The organism is Pedobacter glucosidilyticus (genome assembly GCF_002483235.1).
In the GTDB taxonomy this organism is placed as follows: Bacteria; Bacteroidota; Bacteroidia; order Sphingobacteriales; family Sphingobacteriaceae; genus Pseudopedobacter; species Pseudopedobacter glucosidilyticum_B.
Genome location: NZ_DLHN01000020.1, coordinates 29,016 through 53,350, shown reverse-complemented (window position 1 = coordinate 53,350; position 24,335 = coordinate 29,016). Strand labels below are relative to the sequence as shown.

Genomic DNA, 24,335 nt, shown 5'->3' with positions numbered 1-24,335 from the left:
TTAGAAAGGCATTCCAATACCAAACTGGATTTGTGTTGTAGAGTAACGGTCTGGATTATTGGTATCTGCATAAGTAGCTTTCAACTGCTTTTTAGCTTCTCTGTCAAAATAGTATTTGGTTATCCATTGGTCTGCACCTCTAAATTGTGGGTCTTTAACTTTAAAACCAGCATCTAGTCTAAACACAAAGAAAGAAACATCAAAACGTAAACCTACACCTGTTCCTATGGCCATCTGTTGCCATAATTTATTGAATTTAATTTGTGCGCCTTCAAAACCATTGTCTCTTAGCTGCCATATATTACCAAAATCAACAAAAGTTGCTCCTTTTACTTTACTACCAAAAAAATTATCTAAAATTTTAAAGCGATACTCTAAATTACCTTCAAACTTTAAATCTCCCAATTGGTCAATATTTCTTAAATTTAAACGTGTAGAATCACTTTCTAAAGAGCTTCGGTTATAATTACCAGGACCTAAAGTACGGGCTTGCCAAGCTCTGATACCACTAGAACCGCCAGCAAAAAATTGCTTATCAAAAGGTAAGGATTTAACGTTTCCATAAGAATAGCCAATACCTGGGTTTAACCTTACTACAAATTGTTTTTCTTGACCCAAATATTTGTAAAATCTGAAATCTGTTTCTAACCTAGCAAACTGATAATAAGGAACTCCCAATAAAGTTTTTTGTCCTCTTGTATTGCTTTTACCAATAGCCTGTGCTGCTAGAGCTGCTGTATTACCACCTACTTCTACTATTCCATTAAAAAAAGTAAAATTACTTAGCGTTGAAAGCCTTGCTAAATTAAGTGTGTAATTGTAGATAGAGCTTGAAACCAACTGAGACCTTAAGGTATTTAAAAAGAAAGCATAGCCTCTGTTAATCAAATCCTGCTCTACCACAGGGTCTATCATACCTAAGGCATATTGTATATTTATAGGAGTTAAAGAATGTAGTTTATATTTTGTTTCTACCCAATCATGGGTAAAGTTGGTGCCTAGTGCTCTTCTTAAGTACCTATCTTTTAATTCATATATCTGAAAATTAGTACCTAATCTGGTTCTTGGAATACCACTATAACCGATAAAGGGCAGGTTAAAAGGTGTTACCAATCTGGGAAAGGTTAAACTAGCACCTATTTGGTAGTCTCTACTTAGCAATCTATCAGAAATACTTCCTGTAAGATTCTTATCAAACTGTAAACCACCTCTTAATTTAATTTCTAAAATTTCTGCTCCACCAAAAATATTTCTGTTTTGATAAGTTAAACCCAAATTAGCCCCAGTAATACTAGAGTTAAACGTATAATCTCCGTCTATCCTATTAGATTTCTTTTTTAAAGGGATAATATCTATTAGCCCCACTAGCTCTGTTGAATTGGGTCTTTTCCTAAAATCAACAGACACACTTTTAAATACATTGAGCTCAAACAAGCGTTGGTTTGTTAATTCTACATTCTCTATTGAGTATTGCTCGCCTTTATTTAGAAAAATATAAGGGGCTACTTTAGATGTTTTAAAAAATTTCGAGTAATCGAAAAAATAATACTGAGAATCTATTACTGATGTATTTCTTTGCGCTCCTTGTTTGATAATTCCGGTACTTGGTTGTATTCTGATATAAGTATTGTTAAGCGTGTATTGTTGGTGGGTTGTAGTATCAGGATTTAAAATTTCTATGGTAACGTTTGCTTGACTGTTATTTAAATTGGTATCTATTTCGGCTCTTACATATTGCCTGATGAAATCATAATAACCATTTTTTTTCATCAGCGTATAAACCTGGTCTCTTTCATAAGCAATGCTATCTTCATCTAATCTTTGACCGGGGGTTATACGGGTAAATTTATTTCTATTAGCTAAATAAAGATCTTTAATATCTTGATTTTTAATATCAAAACTTATGTCTTTAAACTTAAAAGATGGACCCTGTACTGCTGTAAAAGTGATACTTGCTTTTTTTTCTTGTAAAGCTATAGCGCTTTCTACTTTAGCATTTAAAAAACCTTTTGTGTTTAAAAACTTCTGAATTTGTGCTCTTGAAACTTCTACCAAAGAGCTATCTAAAAGGTGCGGAGCTTCGCCTAAACTTTTTTTACCTTTTTTATTAAAGGTATTGTAAACCCATAAATTAAAAGGAGAATTAGGTCTAATGTCTAAAGAAACATAAGACTCTGCTTGCTCTTCAAACTCTTTATCTACCCCGTTTATGTTAAGCTTAGTAATTAAAGCTTCATTTTCTTTTAATCTTTTAGTAGACCTACAAGCACCTAAAATTAAAGTGAAAAGAAGTAATATTGTAACAGGATAAATAATATATGCTTTCAAAATCTCAAATAAGTTTTATCAAATCTCTACACCAAAAAAAATACCGCAAAGAAAACGGTCTTTTTTTAGTTGAAGGTATGAAATCTATAACTGAATTTTTAAACTCTCAGTATAATGTCCAAAGTATTTATTGTTTGGCTGATAACATTTCAAAATTGCCTAAATTATCTCAGAAACAAAAAGTTTTTGAAGTGAGTGATCAAGATTTAACTAAAATTAGCACTTTAAAAACACCACAAGAAGCTTTAGCCATTTTAGAAATCCCAAAACAATATGATTTTAAGCGATATAAAGCGGATGATGAACTTGTTTTTATATTAGATGGTGTACAAGATCCTGGAAATTTAGGAACCATTATTAGAACCTTAGATTGGTTTGGTTTCGATAAAATTATTTGCTCAACAGACACGGTAGAAGTATATAACCCAAAGGTGGTACAAGCTACCATGGGATCTTTAGCCAGAGTAAAAGTTGTTTATACGGATTTAAAAGAGCTGTTAAGTACAGAAACTCTGCCTATTTATGGCACTTTATTAGACGGTAAAAATATTTTTGAAGTTAAATGGCCTCCTTCTGGATATATTGTTTTGGGTAGCGAGGGAAATGGTATCTCTAAGGAAATCAAAGCTTTAGTTACCGAAGCTATTACCATACCAGGTGCCGGGAATACTGAATCTTTAAATGTTGCCATTTCTGCTGCTATTTGTTGTACAGAAATTAAGAGAATTAATTACATTAAAAATTGACTTGTATAATAATTTTACTATTTTTGCAGTCCTTAAATAGAAAAGGTCGAGTGGCCGAGTGGCTAGGCAGAGGTCTGCAAAACCTTGTACAGCGGTTCGAATCCGCTCTCGACCTCATTTAAAGTTTTATATATAAAAAAAGTCATGGCAGTAACGCGTTTAAAAAGAAAAGACAGAAGAAATAAGACCGTTTCACGTCTTGAAGTTCAGTTTCTTAAGAATGCTTCTAACATTGAAGTAGGAAGTCGTTCTAAAGAAGGAAGAAGTCAAGTTGTAAAAAACAATGAAGTATTAGCTTCATTAAACGCATCTAAATAATTCGATAGAATTTACTCTTCTAAAATTTAACCTATATATCGGCCGGTATATAGGTTTTTTTATGCGTTTTCTCAACAAGTTTGTTAAAAATTATAGCCATAAATATTTCTCTTCAAACTCAATCCCATGTTTATTAAGTAAGGCTATATACTCTTCTTTATATGTTTTTTGTTTGTGATGCTCTTCTTGATTTTTAACATAATTAATTACTCTATTTTTTTCTTTAATACTGTATGTAAAAGCACCATATCCTACCTGCCAGCCTATAAAGTTTTCAAATAATTTTTGCTCTTTGATGTATAAAGAACTAGCTACTTTGATGTCTTTGACCAAAGATGCCAAAGAAACCGATGGATGTAAATGCGTTACAATATGGATGTGATCTTCAACTCCATTGATTCGATATAAGTGACATTTTTTATTTTCTAAAATCCCCCATATATACTTGAAAAGTTCTTTTCTATTATCCCTTGTAAGGGTACGTCCTCTGTATTTAGTACTAAATACGATTTGATAGATGATTTGTGTATAGGTACTCATGATGTTTTTTATAGGTTGCACCTCATCTGCTTGCGTAACCTGTGGTTGCTATAGCCGGCACATCTGTGCTTACTGTTGCTTTAGACCACGGGTTGCACCTGTGGTTAATCAAGTTTAAGCCCTTTAGGCTTAGCCTGAAACTTGGCAATGAAATGCTTTTAATTTTTTTGTTTAAGTTAATAACAATAATTAACGTAGCAAATTTTTTATAAAATAATATCCATAGCTTAGTTAACAAAACTAGAAAAGCTCTTAGTAACCCATAATCCCAACGGGATTAAATGTCAATAACACCAGGTGCAACCTAGAGAGACAACACTAGGTGCAACCTAGAGAGATAACACCAGGTGCAACCTAGAGAGATAACACTAGGTGCAACCTAGAGAGATAACACTAGGTGCAACCTAGAGACAAAAAAAGCAGCGCTCTCGAAGAAAACGCTGCTTTGATATCATGTAGTAAGGAAAACTATAAATAAGCTTTAGCTTTATCTAAGGCACTTTTTAGGCCATCTGCGTTTTTACCACCTGCGGTAGCGTAAAAAGGCTGACCGCCGCCGCCACCTTGTATTTCTTTAGCTAGCTCTCTTACAATATTGCTTGCATTAAGACCTTTATCTTTCACTAGATTGTCAGAAAGCATCACAGTAAGGTTTGGTTTACCATCAAAAGTAGCACCTATTACAAGGAATAAATTATCTAGCACATCTTTCAGTTGGAAAGCCAGATTCTTCACCGCATCAGCATGAGGCAAATCAACAATTTCTGCAATAAACTGAATACCGTTTATTTCTTGTGCTTTATCTTTCAAAGCATTTTTCATAGCTGATGCTTTTTCTGATACAGATTTTTCTACTTCCTTTTTAAGCTTGTTGTTTTCTTCTAATAAAGCTTCAACGCTTTTAGCAAGGTCTTTAGGATTTTTTAATAACTCTTTTAAACTAGCTAAAAGCTGATTTTGCTCTTGTATAAATTGCTCTGCAGCAATAGCGGTGATCGCCTCTATCCTACGTACACCCGCAGCCACGGCACTTTCAGAAACAATTTTAAAATATCCAATTTGCCCGGTTGCTTTTACATGAGTACCACCACAAAGCTCTTTTGAGTAATGGTCGTCAAAAGTAATCACACGAACAAAATCACCATATTTCTCGCCAAATAAAGCCGTTACACCACTTTCTATAGCTTTTTGATAAGGCACATTTCTTTCTTCTTTTAAAGCGATGTTTTCTCTAATCTTCTCGTTAACAATAGCTTCAACTTGATGTATTTCTTCATCTGTAAGTTTAGAAAAATGAGAAAAATCGAATCTTAATTGATATGCATTTACCAATGAACCTTTTTGATTCACATGATCTCCCAATACCATTTTTAATGCAGCATGTAGTAAGTGGGTTGCCGAGTGGTTGTTTTCTGTTAAAGTTCTACTTATCGAGTTTATTTTAGCTATAAAATCTGCCTCTAAGTTTTGAGGCAAAGCATCAGTAAAATGAATAATTAAACCGTTTTCTTTCTTCGTATCGGTAATGATAACTTCTTCGCCTTCACCAATTAAAACACCGCTATCTCCTACCTGACCACCGCTTTCAGCATAAAAAGGAGTGCGATCTAATACCAATTGATACTGCTCTTTTCCTTTAGCTTTTACTTTACGATATTTCAAGATTTTAGCTTTTGCTTCCCAATCATCGTAACCTAAAAACTCTACTTCTTCACCTTCACTTACAACCACCCAATCTTCTGTATCAATAGCTGTGGCTGCTCTAGAACGAGTTTTTTGTTTTTCAAGCTCGGCTTCAAAACCTTTAATATCTACAGTAAAACCTATCTCTCTTGCCATTAACTCTGTTAAATCAATCGGGAAACCGAAAGTATCTGAAAGTTCAAAAGCAAATTTTCCAGCAATTAGTTTCTGCGATCTTTCTTTCTCATAACGAGTTTGATAAGTCATCATCTCCCAGCTATCCTCTTCTTGTCTTACAGTAAAACCTCTTTCCAAAGTTGTATAAACCTGAAATCTAGAGACACCTTGAGCTAACGTTCTTAAGAAAGCATTTTCCTCTTCTAGGATTACTTTTTGAACAAAATCTTGTTGCGCTATCAATTCATCAAAAACACCTTTGAATTGCTCTGCCAATAAAGGAACCAGTTTATTCATGAAAGGCTCTTTGAAACCTAAATATTGATAAGCATAACGGATTGCTCTTCTTAAAATACGACGAATAACATATCCTGCTTTGTTGTTTGAAGGCAACTGCCCATCGGCAATAGCAAAAGCAATAGCTCTAATATGATCTGCCATTACACGCATCGCAACGGCTTGTCCCCAATCCTGATCGCCTGGTTGCGCATCAGCATTATAAGCCACACCAGCAGATTTGGAGATAAAATCTATCATCGGTGTAAACACATCAGAATCGTAATTTGAGGTTTTACCTTGTATTACACGCACCAAACGCTCGAAACCCATTCCGGTATCTACGTGTTGGGCAGGAAGTTTTTTAAGAGAACCGTCTTTTAAGCGGTTAAACTCCATAAAAACATTATTCCATATTTCTATAACTTGAGGGTCATCAGCATTTACTAAAGTAGCTCCATCTACTTTGGCTCTTTCTTCGTTAGAACGGCTATCAAAATGTATTTCTGAACATGGACCGCAAGGACCTGTTTCGCCCATTTCCCAGAAATTATCTTTTTTATTTCCGGTGAGGATGCGCTCTTTAGGTACAAATTGCAACCATAAATCGTAGGCTTCTTGGTCTTTTGCTAAACCTTCTTTCTCATCGCCTTCAAATATGGTTACGTATAAACGCTCTTTATCTAGTTTATAAACCTCGGTAAGTAACTCCCAACTCCACTCAATAGCTTCTTTTTTGAAATAATCGCCAAAGCTCCAGTTTCCTAACATCTCAAACATGGTATGGTGGTAAGTATCAATACCCACCTCTTCCAAATCATTATGCTTGCCAGAAACCCTTAAACAACGTTGTGTATCGGCCACACGAGGGTATTTTATGGGTGCTTCTCCTAAAAAAAGATCCTTAAACTGGTTCATACCCGCATTGGTAAACATCAATGTGGGGTCGTTTTTAACAACAATAGGTGCAGATGGAACAATCTGGTGGCCTTTAGAAGCAAAAAAATCTAAAAATGCCTGACGGATTTCTTTAGCAGTCATACTCATAGCCTGCAAAGATAAATTTGATTTTGGATTTTTAAAGATAAGATTTCAGAATACTAAGCTTGTTTGGCTTGCTGTTGCTGATGCTTTTTGTTTTGATTAAACTTTTTCTTCTTCCAGTTGCTTTTTCTTTTAGCTCCGCCAGCTGTATTTGGCTTATAAACAGGTGCTTCGCCTAAACTCTCGGGTAATGCTATTTTAGGAACTTCACGCCCCATGAGAGCCTCTATCCTACCAAATTTATTTTGGTCTTTATCATTGATAAACGTAATGGCTGTTCCTGTAGTTTCTGCTCTGGCTGTACGACCAATACGGTGGATATAATCTTCCGGATCTGGCGGTACATCGTAATTGACTACCAAACTAATGCCTTCTACATCAATACCTCTAGAAATAACATCGGTACCAACCAAAACACTTAGTTTTTTACCCTTAAACCTACTCATGATATCTTCACGCTGCTCTTGGTCTAGGTCTGAGTGGAAAGCTTCTGCTGCTATTCCTTTCTTATTAAGCTCAGAATTAAGTTTTTTAACAATCTCCTTACGGGATGCAAAAATGATGATACTGCTATAGGCTGCATCGGCTAAAATGGTTTTTAGCAGAGGTATTTTTTGCTCATCAAAAGCCATATAAGCTTGCTGATTGATCCCTTCTGATGGTTTAGAGATAGCAATATTAACTTCTACTGGGTTGCGTAGGATTTTATTAGCTAAAGTCCTGATTTTATGCGGCATGGTAGCAGAAAACATAATGTTTTGACGTTCTGCCGGCAAATAACTCATAATACGTACAATATCATCAAAGAAGCCCATATCCAGCATACGGTCGGCTTCGTCTAAAACCAAATGTTGTAGCTTAGAAAAATCTATCTTTCCTGCTGTTAAATGAGCTATTAAACGACCAGGAGTAGCCACAATAATGTTTACCCCTTCTGCTAAAGATCTTTTTTGCTGCTCGTAATTGATGCCATCGCCACCGCCATAAACGGCAATAGAAGTGCAACCAGTAAAATAAGCCAAGCCCATAATTTGCTGGTCTATTTGTAAAGCTAGCTCTCTGGTTGGCGCTAAAATGATGGTATTGATATCATCGGTTCCTAATAATTGGATTTTATGCAAAACGGGCAATAAATAAGATGCTGTTTTACCGGTACCTGTTTGGGCGCAAGCTATTAAATCTTGATTGTTTAAAATAACAGGAATTGCTTGTTGTTGTATGGGGGTTGCTTTGGTAAAGCCCATGGTATCTAAACCTTCTTGTAATGAGCTTACAAAATTAAATTCTTCGAATTTCAAATGACTATATAATTATATTTTCTGTAAATATATCTTAAATATTGTATAATAAAGCTTTTACTTAAAGCTAAAGAAAGCCCGGTTCTTTGGGTTATCCAGTTTTGTACTGGTTTTGGTATCGCCAGCTATTATATTTAAAATGTTTATTTGGCTATCATGCTGTTTAAATAAAATATCGTTAAAAACTTCAAGTTTGTTAATTTTTGATACTTTTTCTGTTTCCAGGTAACACCAGGCTGCATCTCCTTCAATCTCAAAACCTAAAAAACTAGCTGGCATAGTTTCATTATTTACCACTACATAAAGATGTTTCTGAAAGTAAGCAGCTAATAATTTCTCTAATGCTGCTTTATCTGTGGGCTTAAGGATATTGATATCTTGCCCACTTTCCTCTTTTATAGCCTTTTCTAAATCGTCAAAAAAAATTTTACTACTTATTTGTATGGTTTTACTTTCTGGATTTTGTTTTATATCTGTAACACTTACGTAGTAAGGATGAAAAAACACTAATAATAAACTTAATATTTTCAGCATTATTGATAACTTCAAAGTTGATTTTACAACCTAAATTAAGAAAAATTATAGATGCAAGACTTTTCTTTATTTTTTGAACTTGGCTGGCAACACATTTTAGACTGGCAAGGCTATGACCATATTTTATTTGTAACAGCACTTTGCGGTACTTATTTAATTAAAGACTGGAAAAAAATCCTTATTCTCATTACTGCATTTACCATTGGGCATTCGCTTACCTTAGCATTGAGTATATTTAACAAAATACTAATTCCTACAGTATGGGTCGAGTTTTTAATTCCTGTAACCATTTTAATTACTACTGTTTTAAACATCATCAATAAACAAACCATCAGAAAAAACATCAGCAGCTCTTATTGGCTTGCTTTGATATTTGGTTTAATTCATGGTTTAGGTTTTTCTAATTACCTCAAGAGTTTGATGGGTAAAAGCAACAATGTTGTTGCAGAGCTCTTTGCTTTTAATATAGGGTTAGAATTCGGTCAAATAATTATCGTATTTTCGATACTCGTCTTATCCTTTTTACTGGTAAATGTGATAAGAGTACAAAAAAGAGAGTGGAACTTGTTTATTTCTTCAGCCATTTTTGGGATTTCCCTCATCATGGCTATAGAAAGAATACCTTAAAATAGTTTATGAAGAAAATTTTAGCTTTCCTGTTGTTATTAAGTGCATCAATAGCCTATACACAAGCACAATTTTTACAGCACAACCCAAATGCTAACCACGGCAATAAATTTGAGCAGCTAGAAACCATATTAAGAAGCCCAAATATGTACCGCTCTGCTTCTGGCGCACCCGGACCAAAATATTGGCAACAAAAAGCAGATTATGATATTGATGTTGAAGTAGACGATACCAAACAAATCCTCTATGGCTCTGAAACGGTAATTTACACCAACAACTCACCCGACCCATTAACGTATTTATGGTTACAATTGGATGAAAACGAGCATAGAGCTGGTGGCGAGAACCAAAAGTTTGATGGCAGCAAAATGAGCGAAAGAATGACCTATAACCAGCTTAAAAACATCAAAGGTGTAGAAGATGGTTATGGCGTTAACATTTTAAAAGTTACCGATGCTAGCGGTAAAAACCTAAAATATACCATTAACCACACCATGATGCGTATAGATTTACCAAACACCCTTAACCCAGGCAGCAAATACATCTTTAAAGTAAGCTGGAACTACAAAATTCCTAACAGAATGGTACAAGGTGGCCGTGGTGGATTAGAGTATTTTGAAGAAGATGATAATTACCTGTACACCATAGCACAATGGTTCCCTAGAATGGCTGTTTACTCAGACTTTCAAGGTTGGCAAAACAAACAATTTACTGGCCGTGGCGAGTTTGCTTTAGCTTTTGGCGATTATAAAGTAAATATCACTGTACCTGCAGACCATGTGGTGGGTGCTACTGGCGAATGCCAAAACTATGCTCAAGTTTTAAATAGCGCACAATTAAGCAGATGGAAACAAGCACAAACAGCTAAAGAACCTGTAGAAATTGTGACTTTAGATGATGCTAAAAATGCGATGAAGAAAAAATCATCAGCAAAAAAGACTTGGGTTTATAAAGCTACCAATGTAAGAGATTTTGCTTTTGTAACTTCCAGAAGATTGGTCTGGGATGCTATGAAGGTAAATGTAGAAGGTAATAGCCCTATGGCGATGTCTTACTACGGTCCAGAGGCTTATCCTTTGTACAGAAAATACTCTACCAAGGTTATTGCTAAAACATTAGAAGTTTATTCTAAACACACCATCCCATACCCTTACCCGGTTGCTATTTCTGTAGAAGCTGCAAATGGTATGGAATACCCTATGATTTGCTTTAACTACGGAAGAGCAGAAAAAGACGGTACCTATTCTGAAGCTACCAAATACGGTATGATAGGCGTTATCATCCATGAAGTTGGGCATAATTTCTTCCCGATGATTGTAAACTCTGACGAACGCCAATGGACTTGGATGGACGAAGGTTTAAATACTTTTTGCCAATATTTAACAGAGCAAGAATGGGATAATAACTATCCATCAAAAAGAGGTCCGGCACATTTAATTGCAGATTATATGCGCTTGCCTAAAGACGAGCTGGAGCCTATCATGACCAACTCAGAAAACATCATCAATTTTGGACCAAATGCTTATGGCAAACCTGCTACCGCTCTTAATATTTTAAGAGAAACCATTATGGGACGCGAGCTGTTTGACTATGCCTTTAAAGAATACGCTAAAAGATGGGCTTTTAAACACCCTACTCCGGCAGATTTTTTTAGAACCATGGAAGATGCCTCTGCTGTAGATTTAGATTGGTTTTGGAGAGGCTGGTTTTACGGAACCGATGCGGTAGATATCTCGCTTGATGCCGTTAAGTATTACCGTATGGATAGTAAAAACCCAGAAATTGAAGCTGCCTACGATAGAAAACTTTATGATGAAGAGGCTTATAGCATCAGTAGAAAAAGAAACCGCGAGGCTAATATTAACTTTGCTGTAGAAGCCGATACTTCTTTAAACGATTTCTATAATAAATGGGATAGATTTGCTGCTACCAAAGATAAAAAAGCACAGTTTAAAAACTATTATGATGCTTTAAGCCCAGAAGAAAAAGCCCTTTATGATAGTAAAACTAATTTCTACGAGTTAGAATTTACCAATAAAGGTGGTTTGGTAATGCCTATTATTATCGAGTGGACTTATACCGATGGTAGCAAAGAAGTAGATTATATCCCGGCTTATATTTGGAGAAAGAATGAAGAAAAAGTAACCAAAGTATTTGCTAAAGCTAAAGAAATGGCTTCTGTTAAGTTAGACCCTTACAAAGAAACCGCAGATATTGACGAAAGTAATAACAGTTTCCCAAGACAGCTTACTCCTACCCGTTTCGAGATGTTTAAACAACAAAAAGCTCCGGCAAGAGGTGCTTCTACAGGTGTAAACCCAATGCAAAGAGCAAGGCAATAATAGTTATTTTTATAATATTATGGAAAGCAGCGTTTCTAGACAAGAGGCGCTGCTTTTTTTGTTTTGGAAAGCAAAGGCTGTGAAACTATTTTACGCTAGTCCGGTGCTCTGCTTTTTTTTTGCCCGCTCTAGGCCTACCCTCAAAATCCCGAGGCAAAAAGATACCGCTGCCGCCCCGGTTTATTTAAGTTGGGTTTGGTATTTCATAGTGTTAGGCTAGTTTAACAAAGTTATCTTCAATTTTCACATTGAAATTTATTTCGGCTTTTAATGCTTTAAACACTTTTATGATGGTGTCAATTGTCGCACTATTGGCACTACTTTCAAGCTTAGAAATTTGAGCTTTTTTCACACCAACAAGTCGCCCAAGTTCTTCTTGTGTTAGGTTTCTTCTTGTCTGGCAGTTTTAATCATCTTGCCTAAAACGTCCATACGGAGTTCGTATTCGTATTCGTCACGTTCTTGGGTTCCAACTTTACCGATATATTTATCTTTCATCTCGGCAAGCGAGTAGGTTTTTAATTCTTTAGTTGCCATAAGGTTAATTCTATCTTTTTATCGCAAGTCTTAGCGGGCTGATTGGTGCAAAACCTGACTTCTGATGATTTTTTTTGTCTTATTTTAAATTTCTTTATCTAAAGTACAAGTTAGCCTATATCTTTTTAACCCTATCACGAAAGACTTACGCTAGAAATTTTTTTATTGACTTTTGACTTCGTTTATTGTCTCTTGAGCGATTTCTTTAAAAGTATTAAGTTTTTTAAATTCGTTTGAGTCACAATTTAAACAACGGTTAGTTAAAGAGTCTAACCAACCTTTACCATAATCTTCTGAAAAACCTAGCTCATAGCCAGCAAAATGAGCAAATTTATCAAAATACTTTTTACCAATTTTATCTGTTCTATTTAAAAATTCCTTTGGGTACCTTTCTATATACTGTAAAACATAACTTCCTACTGCTTCCGATAAAGCTCCATCCGTTTTATCTAAAATTTTAATAAATACTTTAAAGAAAAAATTTCTAGTTTTTACATTTTTTGAACTTAGACTATCCATTGAATCGAATGTGATTTTATTATCTAATGGGTAAATGCTGTCAATAAGAATAAGTCTAGCATTATTTTCTATTGGTTGATTTGATAAATAATAATAACTATATGGATCTGATAGTGAATCAAGAACTTCTTGTTTTGGCTTTAATGAATCTTGAGCATTAACAACCACATTATTTTCAGTCCGTTTGTTCTCATATTTACACCCAATAATAAAAATTATTATCAACAATAAAATTCCTGTTTTCATAGTCCTTCTGTCACAACTTCATAACCGTCTTTATTTTTTTCATTAAGGTTTTTTTCTACCTTTCGTTTTAATGAGTTTGCTGACCACATTGTAAATTCTTTAATAATTGTATAAGTCATAATCTTATTTATTTACTTTCCTACTCGTTTAGCTTTTCAATCTCGCCCCGTTTTTTTACCCCCCTCTGGCGCAAGTATCAGCCTTAGCCATATGCGGTGTGTACTTGTGCCTTGTAAAAAGAACTTTTCATCATTATCAATTTATTTTTAATATTGATAACTCTTCAAAGGCACAAGTACTCTTCCTTCATTCCCCAGCTGCATACTTGCGCCAAATGGGCCAAACGCATGTTAGCAGATGTAATTCTATTCATTTTCTTGGTATTCAAAGCAGGTTAAACACGTTTCTTCACCGTCATAGTCGTGAATTACATTTCCTTTGCAATTTTCTGCTTGACAGTCTTTTCTAATAACATTAAATTCAGCGTCACAATTAATACAATGAATGTTAGTTGAGTCAGGTTTGTTTGGTTTTAAAAAAGCCCATTTGCTCTCTAAATATCCATAATCACCATCAATTGTCCTTTTACATTCTGGACAAAAATATGCTCTTCCTACTATGTCAGTACTTAGATATTTATTAAGTTTCTTCTTGCCAAGTATATCCAATGCAAAATCTAAATGTTTGTATGCAACTGCATATTCAATATCCCAGTCAAAGTAACCGAAAAGTGGATTTTCATAATTGAAATTTCTTGTCTCTAAAAACCAAGCGTCTTTGCCAAAACAATATGTGTATGCATTTAGTATGTGGTCTAAAAGTTCTTTCGCTTTAATTGCAACCTTGTTAGCTCCGTGAATAGCTTCGTTTCTTTTTTGTCTTACTATTTCAATAAATTCAATAAATTCTTCTGTGATTTTATTTTCAGATACTGCACAAAATGTTGTAAGAAGTGCTTCGCCTGATATGGTATATAAACTATCAAATTCTTTGTCAGCTCTTGAAGGTAAAGTTGGCCAATCAGTTCTTGTTTTTTCTATAAGTAAAAGTGGTGTCGTCTTGCAAATTGCAGATTTCATAAAGGTTTCTATTCCTTGGTGTAGGAGAATTAAAGAAGTCCTTATTGTCCCTGAGTTATGCTCCCAAATTTGCTCTAAAGATACTTCTGCTCGTATTACATCGTCATCGTACTCATTGTAATTGTCATAAACTTTATAAAGCAGATTAAATGCTTGAGTCAAACATTGTTTAGAAACATCTTCAAAGTCTTTATATGTTGGTAAGTTCGTTATCACTGTCGGTTTTTTTATTATATCTGCTAACTAGTATATATGTCTCATAAACTTGCACAAATACAACATAATACGGTAGTATATGTACAACTCATCATGTTATTATTGATTTTTTGTAATGTAATTCACATCAAATTTTATAGATATATTTCATGAAGCAGATTTTAATTCTAAGTAAGTAAATATTTATTGAAAGTCAAAATATATTATAAATTTCAAGAATTGACATATTTTCTAACCTTAAAAATTTGCCTCACATCAACATAAAATTCATGTTAAATATCTTTGCAATAAGGTTTTTAGGTTAGCATTACATTATAAAGAAGCATCTTCCATCCAACCAGTAGTTAAAACATCTGCTAAATGCATGGTTTTAATAGGTAATAGATGCGCATCTATATAAGCTTGTAATTGTAAAAGGCAAGAAGCATCTGTAGAAACGATATACTCTGCCCCGGTATCTAAAGCATTGAGTACCTTTTGCTCGGCCATAGCCGATGAAATATCAGGAAATTTAACAGAGAAAGTACCACCAAAGCCGCAGCAAGTTTCATTATCCTTCATTTCTACCAGTTCTAAACCATGTACTTTGGCTAATAATAGACGTGGTTCTTCTTTAATTTTACATTCTCTTAAGGCGCTGCAAGAGTCGTGATAAACAACTTTTGCCTCTAGCTCGGCACCAAAATAGTCTTTCTTTGCTATGTTGATTAAAAAGTCTGACAGCTCGAAAATATGGCTTTGTATAGTCCTACATTTATTATGAATTGCTGTATTAAAAAATAAATTGTTGTAGGCGTTTTTTACCATCCCAGTACAAGAAGCAGACGGAGAAACGATATAATTTTGTTCAGAAAAATCATTTAAAAATTTACTCCCTACTTCCTTAGCTTCATCCCAAAAGCCAGCATTATAAGCCGGCTGCCCACAGCAAGTTTGCTCTGGATTATAAATTACCTTACAGCCCGCCTTTTCTAAAAGTTTTACGGTATTGTGGGCAGTTTCTGCATAAAGCTGATCAATAAAGCAAGGTATAAAGAGTTCTACGTTCATGTATGGGCGTTAAAAGCTCAAAAGTAAAGGATATAAGTTAAAAAGCGTTAGGCAATTTTAAATTGCTTAAATACCAGCAATAGCTTTTTGTTTCTTTTGCGAGTTCAAAACCGTAAAAAGTACGATTAAGCCTATAGTAAAAAAAGATGCTAAAGCTAGTGTAGAGTTTCGCATGCTACCTGTAAGTTCCTCTATCATACCAAAACTAAACAAACCTGCTACAATAGCTATCTTCTCGGTTACATCATAAAAACTAAAAAAAGAAGCGGTATCTGGTGTGTTTTCTGGTACAAATTTAGAAAATGTTGAACGTGATAAAGATTGAATACCCCCCATAAACAAGCCAACAACAGCTGCTAAAACAAAAAATTCTGTTTGGTTGGTAATATGATAAGCGGCAATACAAACCAATATCCAAATACTTACCACAAAAATAAGTACTTGTATATTACCAAAACGCTTAGATAGTTTAGACATTAAAATAGCCCCTAAAATAGCTACCAATTGAATAATTAAAATGGTGATGATGAGCTTTTCTGTACCCAGTTGTAAGACTTTTTCGCCAAAATTTGCAGCAACCAGCATAATGGTTTGTACACCCATAGCGTAAAAAAAGAAAGCCAATAAATAGCGTTTTAATACAGCCATTTGACTTACCTGTTTCCAAACCTTTAATAATTCCTGAAAACCACTACTTATTTTTGCTTTATCCACCTTATTATAATTTGGGCTACCTTTTGGCAAAACCCTAAAAGATATATGCGCAAAACTTATCCACCAGATACCAACCAATAGAAAAGATAAACGAGCCGGAAAAGTTGCATCTCTAATACCAAAAAGATCAGGCATCAAAACAAAAACAAAACAAATAATTTGTAAAATAACACTACCTACATAACCGTAAGCAAAGCCTCTTGCGCTAACGGCATCTTGGTTTTCTTTACTTGCTATTTCGGGTAAATAAGAGTTTATAAATACAATACCACCACAATAACCTATAGCCGCAAGCGCAAATAAAATAACCCCAAGTTCTAAAGTGTCTGATTTAAAAAAATATAAACCCGCACAAGATAAAGCACCTAACCAAGTAAATAATTTCAGAAATATTTTTTTATTACCACGATAATCTGCTGTGGCACTTAAAAAAGGCGTAATGATAGCAATAACCAGGTAAGCAACTGCTAAAGCATAATTAGACAATGCTGTGTTTACGAATTCTAAGCCAAAGAAAGAAACCTTATCTGTTGTGCCAAAAGCTGTTTTTGTAGTGGTTATAGCTGTATAATAAGCAGGAAAAATGGTAGATGTAATCACCAAGTTATAAGAGGAGTTTGCCCAATCGAACATGGCCCATGACCGAATGGTTTTTTGATTGTCTTTAAACATTGGGCTTAAAATTATAGAAATATTTCAGCATTTTAATAATCACAATTTTTAAAGCTAATTTGCCTGAGTTATACTTGATATGCCGCTTTCATCTCGCTTTATAGTTTTAGGATTTCCTTTATAAACGATATTGCTTTGTCCTGATGTTTTTACTTCCAAACTATTTAAAACATTTATTTGTGCATCGCTAGCTCCACTACTTTCTATTTTATAATCACTTACCACAAAATCAAATGCCTTAATGGTACTTGAGCCACTACTCTCTACAAAATGCTGTCTGCTTTGACCTTTTAAACTGATTTCTGCCGCTCCGGATGTTTTGGTGTTTAATCTTGCAGCTTCTAAAACCAAAGCTATATCAGTTGCTCCACTTAAATCCAACTCAAAATCTTGGGTCGTAATTTTACTTTCTCCTATAATTTCTACCGCTCCAGATGCTGTAATAGCATTCCAAGTTTTAGAAGATAAACTAATAGCAATAGGCCCACCATCACACATATTTTGGTCAAGTTTTATCGTGAGTTCATCACCAGATATTTTTTGCTTTACATGAGGAATAATATTATCATCTGCCATGATGCTCATGGTGCTAGAGTCGGATTGAAAAATCAAAACCTTAAAATCGCCTGATATGTTTAATTTCGAAAAATTGCCGATGCTTCTTTGTTCTACGATTTGTTCTCCTGAACCTGTTATACAGCCAGACCCTCCGCAAGAAGATAAAATGCTTATCAATAGTGCTAATGTGTAAAATAGGTAGTTTCTCATAATTATCATATTAAATTTCATCTGCTTCTCTTTCTGGTACATACTCGCCTTTTAGTTGTAAGCTTTGATGGTTAAAATTAAAATCAATTTTCATTTTTTCAGGTGCATGGTAATCTAAATCCGCACAAGCATTAAAAAAACCTATTTGGTAATGAACGATGAAATATCCGCTCTCAGCAGTTTGATAATAGATTTGATTTTCTTGTAAGACTAAATCATACACCCTTTCCTTTTTATGGTAATGATAACTAAAAATTAAATCGTGTAGTAAAGTTTCCTGATTTTTCAGGAATAAAAATAGCTGTTCCTGATGTTTCTCCCCTATTAGTTTACTTTTTTCTTCTTCGCTTAGGCTGATATTTCTGGTCTCTTGCATAAAACAAAATTAAAAATAGATTATACTTTAGTCGACAAATTGTAACATAAAAGTGACGAAAATGTATTTTATAAGCTACAAATCAATTAAAGCTGATGATACGGCTTACAGCAAAAATCAGGCTCATTTTCAGCCATATAATGTAAAAACAGTATACATCATGCCAATTGGACCTGATATTGAACAAAAGGTTATGAACTTATTTAATTTAAATAATACAATTATGAAAAAAGTTTTTTTAGTAGCAGCAGCTTTCATTTTCGGAAGCACTGTATATGCACAAACAGGTACAACATCTTCTACAGGGGCAACCAAATTTGGTTTAAAAGCCGGAGTTAACTTACCAAAGTATCAGTTTACTGATGATGATGCCAACACTTCTAACGATACAGAAAGTGCTGTAAACTTCCATGTAACCGGTTATGCTGATGTTCCTTTATCAGGAATGTTCTCTGTACAACCTGGTATTTCTTTACAAGGTAAAGGTGCCAAGTACATTATCGGAAATAATGAACTAACAGAAAATATTTTGGCTGTTGAGGTACCTGTGAACTTTGTTTTAAATGTACCAGCCGGACCAGGTAAATTCTTTTTAGGTGCTGGCCCTTATGCGGGGTTTAACGTAGCAGCCCAATTAAAAGGTGAAGGTACTTTCTTAGGAGAAGATTACGAGGGAGAAACTGATTTGGATATAGGTAACGACTCTGGGGATGATATTAAACCTCTAGATTTTGGTTTCAATTTCTTAACAGGATACCAATTTAATTCTGGTTTTAATATTGGTGCTGGTTATGGTTTAGGTTTAACTAACTTACGTCCGGGTAGTACCAGCGCAACTAATGTAGAGAAAAACAATCGTGTTTTATCTTTCTCTGTAGGTTTTGCCTTTTAAAAAAATCAATCTGAAATAAAAAAAGCGAGTTTAAGCTCGCTTTTTTTATATTTTATATTTTATATTTTGTTTTATTACTCTGAATCTTCTAGAGCAGCTAAATAACGCTCGGCTTCTAAAGCGGCCATACAACCAGAACCTGCTGCGGTTACTGCCTGACGATATATTTTATCTTGCGCATCTCCAGAAACAAAAACTCCGGGGATATTTGTAGCTGTACTATCTGGTTTGGTAATGATATAGCCTGTTTCATCCATATCTATCCAACCTTTAAAAATATCTGTATTAGGTTTATGACCAATAGCTACAAAGAAACCCGTAACATTTAAATCCTTAGTTTCTTGTGTTTTGTTATTGATAACCCTAACACCTGTTACATTTTTACCATCACCTAAAATCTCTTGGGTTTCTGAGTTGTACAAAATCTCAATATTTGCGGTATTTAACACACGCTTTTCCATGGCTTTTGATGCTCTAAACTCATCACGACGAACAATCATGTAAACCTTATTACATAACTTAGCCAGATAGGTAGCCTCTTCTGCTGCGGTGTCTCCTGCCCCTACAATGGCAACATCTTGGTTTTTAAAGAAAAAACCATCACAAACAGCACAAGCAGAAACACCAAAACCATTATATTTTTGCTCAGATTCTAAACCTAACCATTTAGCCGATGCTCCTGTAGAAACAATTACCGTATCTGCTAATATCGTTTTGGCATCATCTACCACAACTTTATGTACCGGACCTGTAAAATCTACTGATGATACGTAACCAAAACGGATATCAGTACCAAAACGTTCTGCCTGTTTTCTAAAATCTTCCATCATCTCTGGCCCCATCACACCTCCAGGGTAACCCGGAAAATTCTCCACATCAGTGGTTTGTGTTAATTGCCCACCCATTTGCATACCTGTTATCATCACAGGTTTTAAATCTGCTCTGGCAGCATAAATAGCAGCAGTATAGCCTGCCGGACCAGATCCTATAATTAAGCACTTTACGTGTTCTAATTCTTCTGTCATTATTTTATTTGTGATTGAGATGCAAAGTTAATGTTAGCAGCTAAAAACACAAATCTGTAAGAAATTATGATGAAATTATGATGCTGCCGGTCATTTATTTTTTTGAAGCCTTAAAGCTATAATTAATTATTATTTTGGCATTTTAAATCTTAAAACATGCATTATATTCCTCAAAAAAGCAGATATACCAACATGCTTTACCGCAGATGTGGTAAAAGTGGCATTAAACTACCGGCATTATCCTTAGGCTTGTGGCATAACTTCGGTGGTGTAGATACTTTTGAGAACGGCAGAAATATCATTAGAACTGCTTTTGACAATGGCATTACCCACTTTGATTTGGCTAACAACTATGGCCCGCCTCCGGGTTCGGCAGAAGAAAATTTTGGACACATCTTAAAAAAAGATTTTAATGGCTACCGCGATGAAATGATTATTTCTTCTAAAGCGGGTTATACCATGTGGGATGGCCCTTATGGCGATTGGGGTTCTAAAAAATATCTGGTTTCTAGCTTAGACCAAAGTTTAAAGCGTATGCAATTAGACTATGTGGATATATTTTATCATCACCGCCCAGATCCAGAGACACCACTGGAAGAAACCATGAGCACTTTAGATTTAATAGTGCGACAGGGAAAAGCCTTATACGTTGGTCTTTCTAATTATAAACCCGAAGAATGTGCCAAAGCCATACAAATTTTAAAAGATTTGGGCACTCCATGTATCATCCACCAACCCAAATATTCTATGTTTGAACGTTGGGTTGAGCATGGCTTATTAGATTTATTAGGCAAAGAGGGTGTTGGCTGTATTCCTTTCTCGCCCTTGGCACAAGGTTTATTAACCAATAAATATTTAAAAGGTATTCCGCAGGATTCCAGAGCTGCAAAATCTCATGGTTTTTTAAAAGCAGAGCACATCACAGAAGAAAGACTAAACCAAATTAAAGCTTTAAATGATATAGCTATCAGCAGAAACCAAAGTTTAGCACAAATGGCAATTGCTTGGTTGTTAAAAGACGAGCGTATTACCTCTGTTTTGGTAGGTGCAAGCAAACCCGAACAGTTAGAAGACTCTCTTAAAGCGTTAGACCATATCGTATTTAGCGAAGATGAACTGGAGAGGATTATTAGTTTGTTGGGTGGTTAGGTTGTTGGGTGGTTAGGTTGTTAGGTGTTGTTGGGTGGTTAGTTTGTTAGGTGGTTAGTTTGTTTGGTTGTTGGGTTGTTAGTGGTTAGTTTGTTGGGGATAGGAGATTTTTTTTATAGGTATTTATTGAGGATAACATGATTATTTCCTTTTTGGATAAGTGTGGGTTAGGGCTTTAAGTAATTATTTAATTTGTTTTGTCCGTAAAAAAATCATAGCAATTGCTGTGGTTATTATACCCATAACTAAAGCTCCTATTACGCCTTGTACTGCATAATTTTGGTAATTAAAATTGGCTTGTGCTTCTACTGTTGTCTTGTAATAACCTAGTTCTACAGAACGTTTGATCACATTTGGAAAATATTCAGGCGTGATTATAAAAGATGTTATCCATTGTGTTAATGGACTTAATAAAGCAATAAAAACTGATAAAATAATTCCAGAAATTAATCCTTGTTTATAGTTTATTTGCTGGTTATAAAAACTTCTCTTTTTATCTTTCAAAGCCATTACCATAACCGCAATTGCAGGAATCGCAAAAAGATTAGTCAAATAAAGATGATAGTCAATATACTTTCCATGTAGTCCACATAGTTTTTCTAATACCATCCAAAGTAATACAACCACTGAAAATATGATTGCCCATTTAATTTCAATTTTTAAACTATTCATGGCTAAAGGTATTTTACATTCAGATTGTTGAGGATTTTTGCGAATATATCAAGGCTAATAAATTTACCGTTCTTAATTTCGCAATCAATCATCGTTCCTTCGTGTTTAAAGTCAAGTTTTTTCATTGCATTTTTACAATTTAAATTATCCGATTCTACAAACCCTTCAATTCTATGAAGTGCTAATTTTTCAAATCCGTAATTGCAAATAACAGGAAGTACTTCAGTCATTATTCCTTGCCCCCAAAATTCTTTAAAAAGCCAAAATCCGATTTCTGCTTTTTTATGTTCCTTACTTAAAGAATTCAGTCCGCCTGCACCATAAAACGTTTTATGATCTAAAGAGCAAACTGCCCACCATATACCTGTCCCTTCTTTTTCTAAGTTTGAAAAAAATTCCATTTGTTCTTTTGTTTCTTCAAGTGTTTTGTACCTGACACCATAATATTTTATAATTTCCGGATCTGAGAGACCTTTATAAACATTCTCCAAGTCGCTTTCAAGAAATTGTCTTAACAAAAATCTTTGAGTCTTTAGTATTGGAAATTCAAATGTTTTCATAAGTTGTTACTTGTGTCAAAGTTGTCCCAAATAGCAACATAACGGTTCGGGGCTTTGCGTTCGGGCGGGTTTAGAAGCACAAAACTGTCAACCAGCACAGAACTTGAATAGAAGCACAAAGCTCCAGGTTTGTACGTCAGCCCGCCTGACGCAAAACCCTTGTTGGCGGTAGTATTTATTTCCATTCGCTGTTGTTTTTGTCGTATTTTCTAAGTTTTCTGAATAGCATAGTAGCTTCTAATTCATAGTCATTGTCAATTATCTTATAGTCAATTTGGTCGGCAAAATAACGTTCTACGTAATTAAACTCTAATTTTTCATTGATAGAATTAATGTCTGTTGGAAAAGTTGAATTTCGTTTTTGAAACTCTTCAATTTCAATTGCTAGTTGTTCTCCAACATCTTCGGTTATATTGTCATAAATTTTGATTGTTCCAAAGAGTAAGACCAAATTTACAAGTCCAAGCCAAGTTCCGATACCTGCATACTTTTTAAGTGTCTTGTTGTCCGGCTGCCAACGAGCGATAATTGCAGAAACGCCCATAACTACCATAACTACCCAAAATGCTACATAACTTGTTAGAGTTAAAACTAAAAGCGTTAGAGAAATTAAAACATAGAAAAGAATTTTTTGAAAGTCTGTTTGCGAAAAATTAGTCCCTTTAACCTTAAAATTCTTAATTGACTTTCTTCGTTCTTCTCTTGTTTCTTTGGTAAGCTGATTAATAAAGTTTGTCAGTTCAATTTCGTCAATGTTTATTTGTCCTAAGTGCAAATTGAGATTTTGTGCTCCAACTTCTTTATTTATTTTCTCAGCCCACTTGTAAGTTTTCTTCTTGAAAACGAATGTTTCATCTGTTATTAATGAAATAAACTTTTGTCCGTGTATGTCAAGCGGATAAGCTTCAATTATTTGCTCCCATTTTACTTCATCTTGTTTTGTTGTCCTGTCCCAAATGCCGTTTTCTGTTATTATAATCTGCGGTCTTTTGTCAAATGTCTGAAATAGTCCAACTGGAATACCGAGTCCAAAAAAGCAAGTGCAGACCCAACCCATAATGTAAGGTGTCGTCCCGATTGGTTCTTGAGTTATCATCCATAGTCCAATTGCTACAAATGGTAAACTCATACCGATAATTTTCAGTCCTTTGGTTGTCGTCTTGTATAGTTTTATTTCTGTCACTAATTGTTTCTTTGTCGTTACGGTCGGTTTTGTAATATTACCGCTAACGGTTTGCAGGTTTAAGAATTTGCGGTTTTTCTTGCAAAAACTTGTCTGCCTGCACCAAATTTAGTAAAAAGTGATGAAGAAAGTACAAGCACTTCGCCCGCAATTTTTTAAACCTGTGGTTAGCGGTTGGTGTGTTTACTAATTTCTGCAAATTACTTTTAGCAAAATATTTTACACACCCAAATTGGGCATTCGCTTCCTTACTTTTAAATATTAGGCAAAGCCTTTCGGGTCGAGAGAAACATTGCTTAATACATATACCAGAAAAACCAGCATAATTATAAGAAGTATGAGAGCAACATAACTTATAGGTCTTGCGAAATTCATGGTATAACCCAGTGTTCTCAATTTTCTTGGAACTATAGTTCGAGGGTCGTCTTGATTATAATAAAACAAGCCAAACCTATAGTTTTTATTATCGTCTGTTGGATTCATGTCTGTCGTTATTTCAAGTTGATTAATATAATGGTTATAATAAATTTTGTTCGGGTACACTTACCGCTAACTAGTAAATATCCGCTATCCTATAGCGCATATTTTTCGATTAAGTTACGATTTAGTATTAGATTTTAAATATTCAAATGATCTAAAAGACTTTTTATTTGGCTAATATGCTTTATAATCATCTATATTTTGGTTTTTTCTACTGTTACTGCCTATCTTATAAAGTGATTTTTAATATTTGAAATACAAAATCTAACCATTATAAGAATTAA

24 protein-coding genes and 1 tRNA gene are annotated in these 24,335 nt (G+C 34.6%); 7 read left to right on the top strand and 18 right to left on the bottom strand.

Annotation, left to right across the window (positions count from 1 at the left end):
• Nucleotides 1-2,328 carry a BamA/TamA family outer membrane protein gene (locus tag B2745_RS06275; protein WP_245584797.1) on the bottom strand — a complete coding sequence of 776 codons (2,328 nt, stop codon included), beginning with the start codon at nt 2,326-2,328 and terminating at the stop codon, nt 1-3.
• On the opposite strand from B2745_RS06275, the gene B2745_RS06270 reads away from it, so the two are divergent.
• The 3 genes from B2745_RS06270 to B2745_RS06260 all read left to right on the top strand — a co-directional run bounded on the left by B2745_RS06270 (nt 2,319) and on the right by B2745_RS06260 (nt 3,392).
• Nucleotides 2,319-3,074: a TrmH family RNA methyltransferase gene (locus B2745_RS06270; RefSeq protein ID WP_304064390.1), complete on the top strand. Its 756-nt coding sequence runs from the start codon at nt 2,319-2,321 to the stop codon at nt 3,072-3,074. The two genes, B2745_RS06275 and B2745_RS06270, sit on opposite strands and share 10 nt — an antisense overlap.
• 44 nt (nt 3,075-3,118) lie before the next feature.
• Nucleotides 3,119-3,189 (top strand) — tRNA-Cys (locus tag B2745_RS06265).
• A 29-nt stretch (nt 3,190-3,218) separates the two neighbouring features.
• A complete protein-coding gene (locus B2745_RS06260) occupies nt 3,219-3,392 on the top strand; it encodes a hypothetical protein (protein ID WP_026903530.1) in 174 nt (57 codons plus the stop codon).
• Between the two features lie 90 nt (nt 3,393-3,482).
• Here B2745_RS06260 and tnpA read toward each other — a convergent pair whose 3' ends face one another.
• From tnpA to B2745_RS06240, 4 genes are all read right to left on the bottom strand, one after another.
• Nucleotides 3,483-3,932, bottom strand: a complete 450-nt coding sequence (gene tnpA, locus B2745_RS06255) for an IS200/IS605 family transposase (RefSeq protein WP_304064389.1) — start codon at nt 3,930-3,932, stop codon at nt 3,483-3,485.
• 468 nt (nt 3,933-4,400) lie between these two features.
• Nucleotides 4,401-7,109: an alanine--tRNA ligase gene (gene alaS / locus B2745_RS06250; RefSeq protein ID WP_304064471.1), complete on the bottom strand. Its 2,709-nt coding sequence runs from the start codon at nt 7,107-7,109 to the stop codon at nt 4,401-4,403.
• A 59-nt stretch (nt 7,110-7,168) separates the two neighbouring features.
• Nucleotides 7,169-8,410 (bottom strand): DEAD/DEAH box helicase, encoded by a 1,242-nt coding sequence (locus B2745_RS06245; protein WP_304064388.1) that lies wholly within the window; start codon nt 8,408-8,410, stop codon nt 7,169-7,171.
• 57 nt (nt 8,411-8,467) lie between these two features.
• Nucleotides 8,468-8,944: a DUF6702 family protein gene (locus tag B2745_RS06240; protein WP_304064387.1), complete on the bottom strand. Its 477-nt coding sequence runs from the start codon at nt 8,942-8,944 to the stop codon at nt 8,468-8,470.
• A gap of 51 nt (nt 8,945-8,995) precedes the next feature.
• Between B2745_RS06240 and B2745_RS06235 the strand changes: the two genes are divergently transcribed.
• Together B2745_RS06235 and B2745_RS06230 are read left to right on the top strand one after the other, a co-directional pair.
• Nucleotides 8,996-9,571 carry a HupE/UreJ family protein gene (locus B2745_RS06235; protein ID WP_304064386.1) on the top strand — a complete coding sequence of 192 codons (576 nt, stop codon included), beginning with the start codon at nt 8,996-8,998 and terminating at the stop codon, nt 9,569-9,571.
• Between the two features lie 8 nt (nt 9,572-9,579).
• The gene (locus B2745_RS06230; protein ID WP_304064385.1) at nt 9,580-11,913 is read left to right on the top strand and encodes a M1 family metallopeptidase; all 2,334 of its coding nucleotides are present in this window, start codon (nt 9,580-9,582) and stop codon (nt 11,911-11,913) included.
• Nucleotides 11,914-12,124: 211 nt separating this feature from the next.
• Here the strand turns inward: B2745_RS06230 and B2745_RS06225 are convergent, their stop codons facing one another.
• The 8 genes from B2745_RS06225 to B2745_RS06190 form a co-directional block, all read right to left on the bottom strand.
• Complete coding sequence (locus tag B2745_RS06225; protein ID WP_304064384.1) at nt 12,125-12,265, bottom strand: hypothetical protein; 141 nt, start codon at nt 12,263-12,265, stop codon at nt 12,125-12,127.
• Nucleotides 12,266-12,294: 29 nt separating this feature from the next.
• A complete protein-coding gene (locus B2745_RS06220) occupies nt 12,295-12,450 on the bottom strand; it encodes a hypothetical protein (RefSeq protein WP_304064383.1) in 156 nt (51 codons plus the stop codon).
• A 162-nt stretch (nt 12,451-12,612) separates the two neighbouring features.
• Nucleotides 12,613-13,215 (bottom strand): hypothetical protein, encoded by a 603-nt coding sequence (locus B2745_RS06215; RefSeq protein WP_304064382.1) that lies wholly within the window; start codon nt 13,213-13,215, stop codon nt 12,613-12,615.
• Between the two features lie 365 nt (nt 13,216-13,580).
• Nucleotides 13,581-14,510 (bottom strand): hypothetical protein, encoded by a 930-nt coding sequence (locus tag B2745_RS06210; RefSeq protein ID WP_304064381.1) that lies wholly within the window; start codon nt 14,508-14,510, stop codon nt 13,581-13,583.
• A 312-nt stretch (nt 14,511-14,822) separates the two neighbouring features.
• A complete protein-coding gene (locus B2745_RS06205; protein WP_304064380.1) occupies nt 14,823-15,560 on the bottom strand; it encodes a (Fe-S)-binding protein in 738 nt (245 codons plus the stop codon).
• 66 nt (nt 15,561-15,626) lie between these two features.
• Nucleotides 15,627-16,946 carry an MFS transporter gene (locus tag B2745_RS06200; RefSeq protein ID WP_304064379.1) on the bottom strand — a complete coding sequence of 440 codons (1,320 nt, stop codon included), beginning with the start codon at nt 16,944-16,946 and terminating at the stop codon, nt 15,627-15,629.
• A 54-nt stretch (nt 16,947-17,000) separates the two neighbouring features.
• The gene (locus B2745_RS06195; RefSeq protein ID WP_304064378.1) at nt 17,001-17,714 is read right to left on the bottom strand and encodes a head GIN domain-containing protein; all 714 of its coding nucleotides are present in this window, start codon (nt 17,712-17,714) and stop codon (nt 17,001-17,003) included.
• Between the two features lie 10 nt (nt 17,715-17,724).
• Nucleotides 17,725-18,090, bottom strand: coding sequence for a hypothetical protein (locus B2745_RS06190; protein ID WP_304064377.1), 366 nt, complete (start codon nt 18,088-18,090; stop codon nt 17,725-17,727).
• A 223-nt stretch (nt 18,091-18,313) separates the two neighbouring features.
• Here B2745_RS06190 and B2745_RS06185 point away from each other — a divergent pair, with 223 nt between their 5' ends.
• Complete coding sequence (locus B2745_RS06185; protein ID WP_304064376.1) at nt 18,314-18,982, top strand: outer membrane beta-barrel protein; 669 nt, start codon at nt 18,314-18,316, stop codon at nt 18,980-18,982.
• Nucleotides 18,983-19,056: 74 nt separating this feature from the next.
• Here B2745_RS06185 and trxB read toward each other — a convergent pair whose 3' ends face one another.
• Nucleotides 19,057-20,007, bottom strand: a complete 951-nt coding sequence (gene trxB, locus B2745_RS06180; RefSeq protein ID WP_304064375.1) for a thioredoxin-disulfide reductase — start codon at nt 20,005-20,007, stop codon at nt 19,057-19,059.
• A 156-nt stretch (nt 20,008-20,163) separates the two neighbouring features.
• Here trxB and mgrA point away from each other — a divergent pair, with 156 nt between their 5' ends.
• Nucleotides 20,164-21,156 carry an L-glyceraldehyde 3-phosphate reductase gene (mgrA, locus tag B2745_RS06175; protein WP_304064374.1) on the top strand — a complete coding sequence of 331 codons (993 nt, stop codon included), beginning with the start codon at nt 20,164-20,166 and terminating at the stop codon, nt 21,154-21,156.
• Between the two features lie 183 nt (nt 21,157-21,339).
• Here the strand turns inward: mgrA and B2745_RS06170 are convergent, their stop codons facing one another.
• The 4 genes from B2745_RS06170 to B2745_RS06155 form a co-directional block, all read right to left on the bottom strand.
• A complete protein-coding gene (locus B2745_RS06170; RefSeq protein WP_304064373.1) occupies nt 21,340-21,828 on the bottom strand; it encodes a DUF4199 domain-containing protein in 489 nt (162 codons plus the stop codon).
• Between the two features lie 2 nt (nt 21,829-21,830).
• Complete coding sequence (locus B2745_RS06165; RefSeq protein ID WP_304064372.1) at nt 21,831-22,388, bottom strand: GNAT family N-acetyltransferase; 558 nt, start codon at nt 22,386-22,388, stop codon at nt 21,831-21,833.
• A 175-nt stretch (nt 22,389-22,563) separates the two neighbouring features.
• Nucleotides 22,564-23,571 carry an STM3941 family protein gene (locus B2745_RS06160; RefSeq protein ID WP_304064371.1) on the bottom strand — a complete coding sequence of 336 codons (1,008 nt, stop codon included), beginning with the start codon at nt 23,569-23,571 and terminating at the stop codon, nt 22,564-22,566.
• 261 nt (nt 23,572-23,832) lie between these two features.
• Nucleotides 23,833-24,054 (bottom strand): hypothetical protein, encoded by a 222-nt coding sequence (locus tag B2745_RS06155; RefSeq protein WP_304064370.1) that lies wholly within the window; start codon nt 24,052-24,054, stop codon nt 23,833-23,835.
• Nucleotides 24,055-24,335 lie beyond the last annotated feature (281 nt).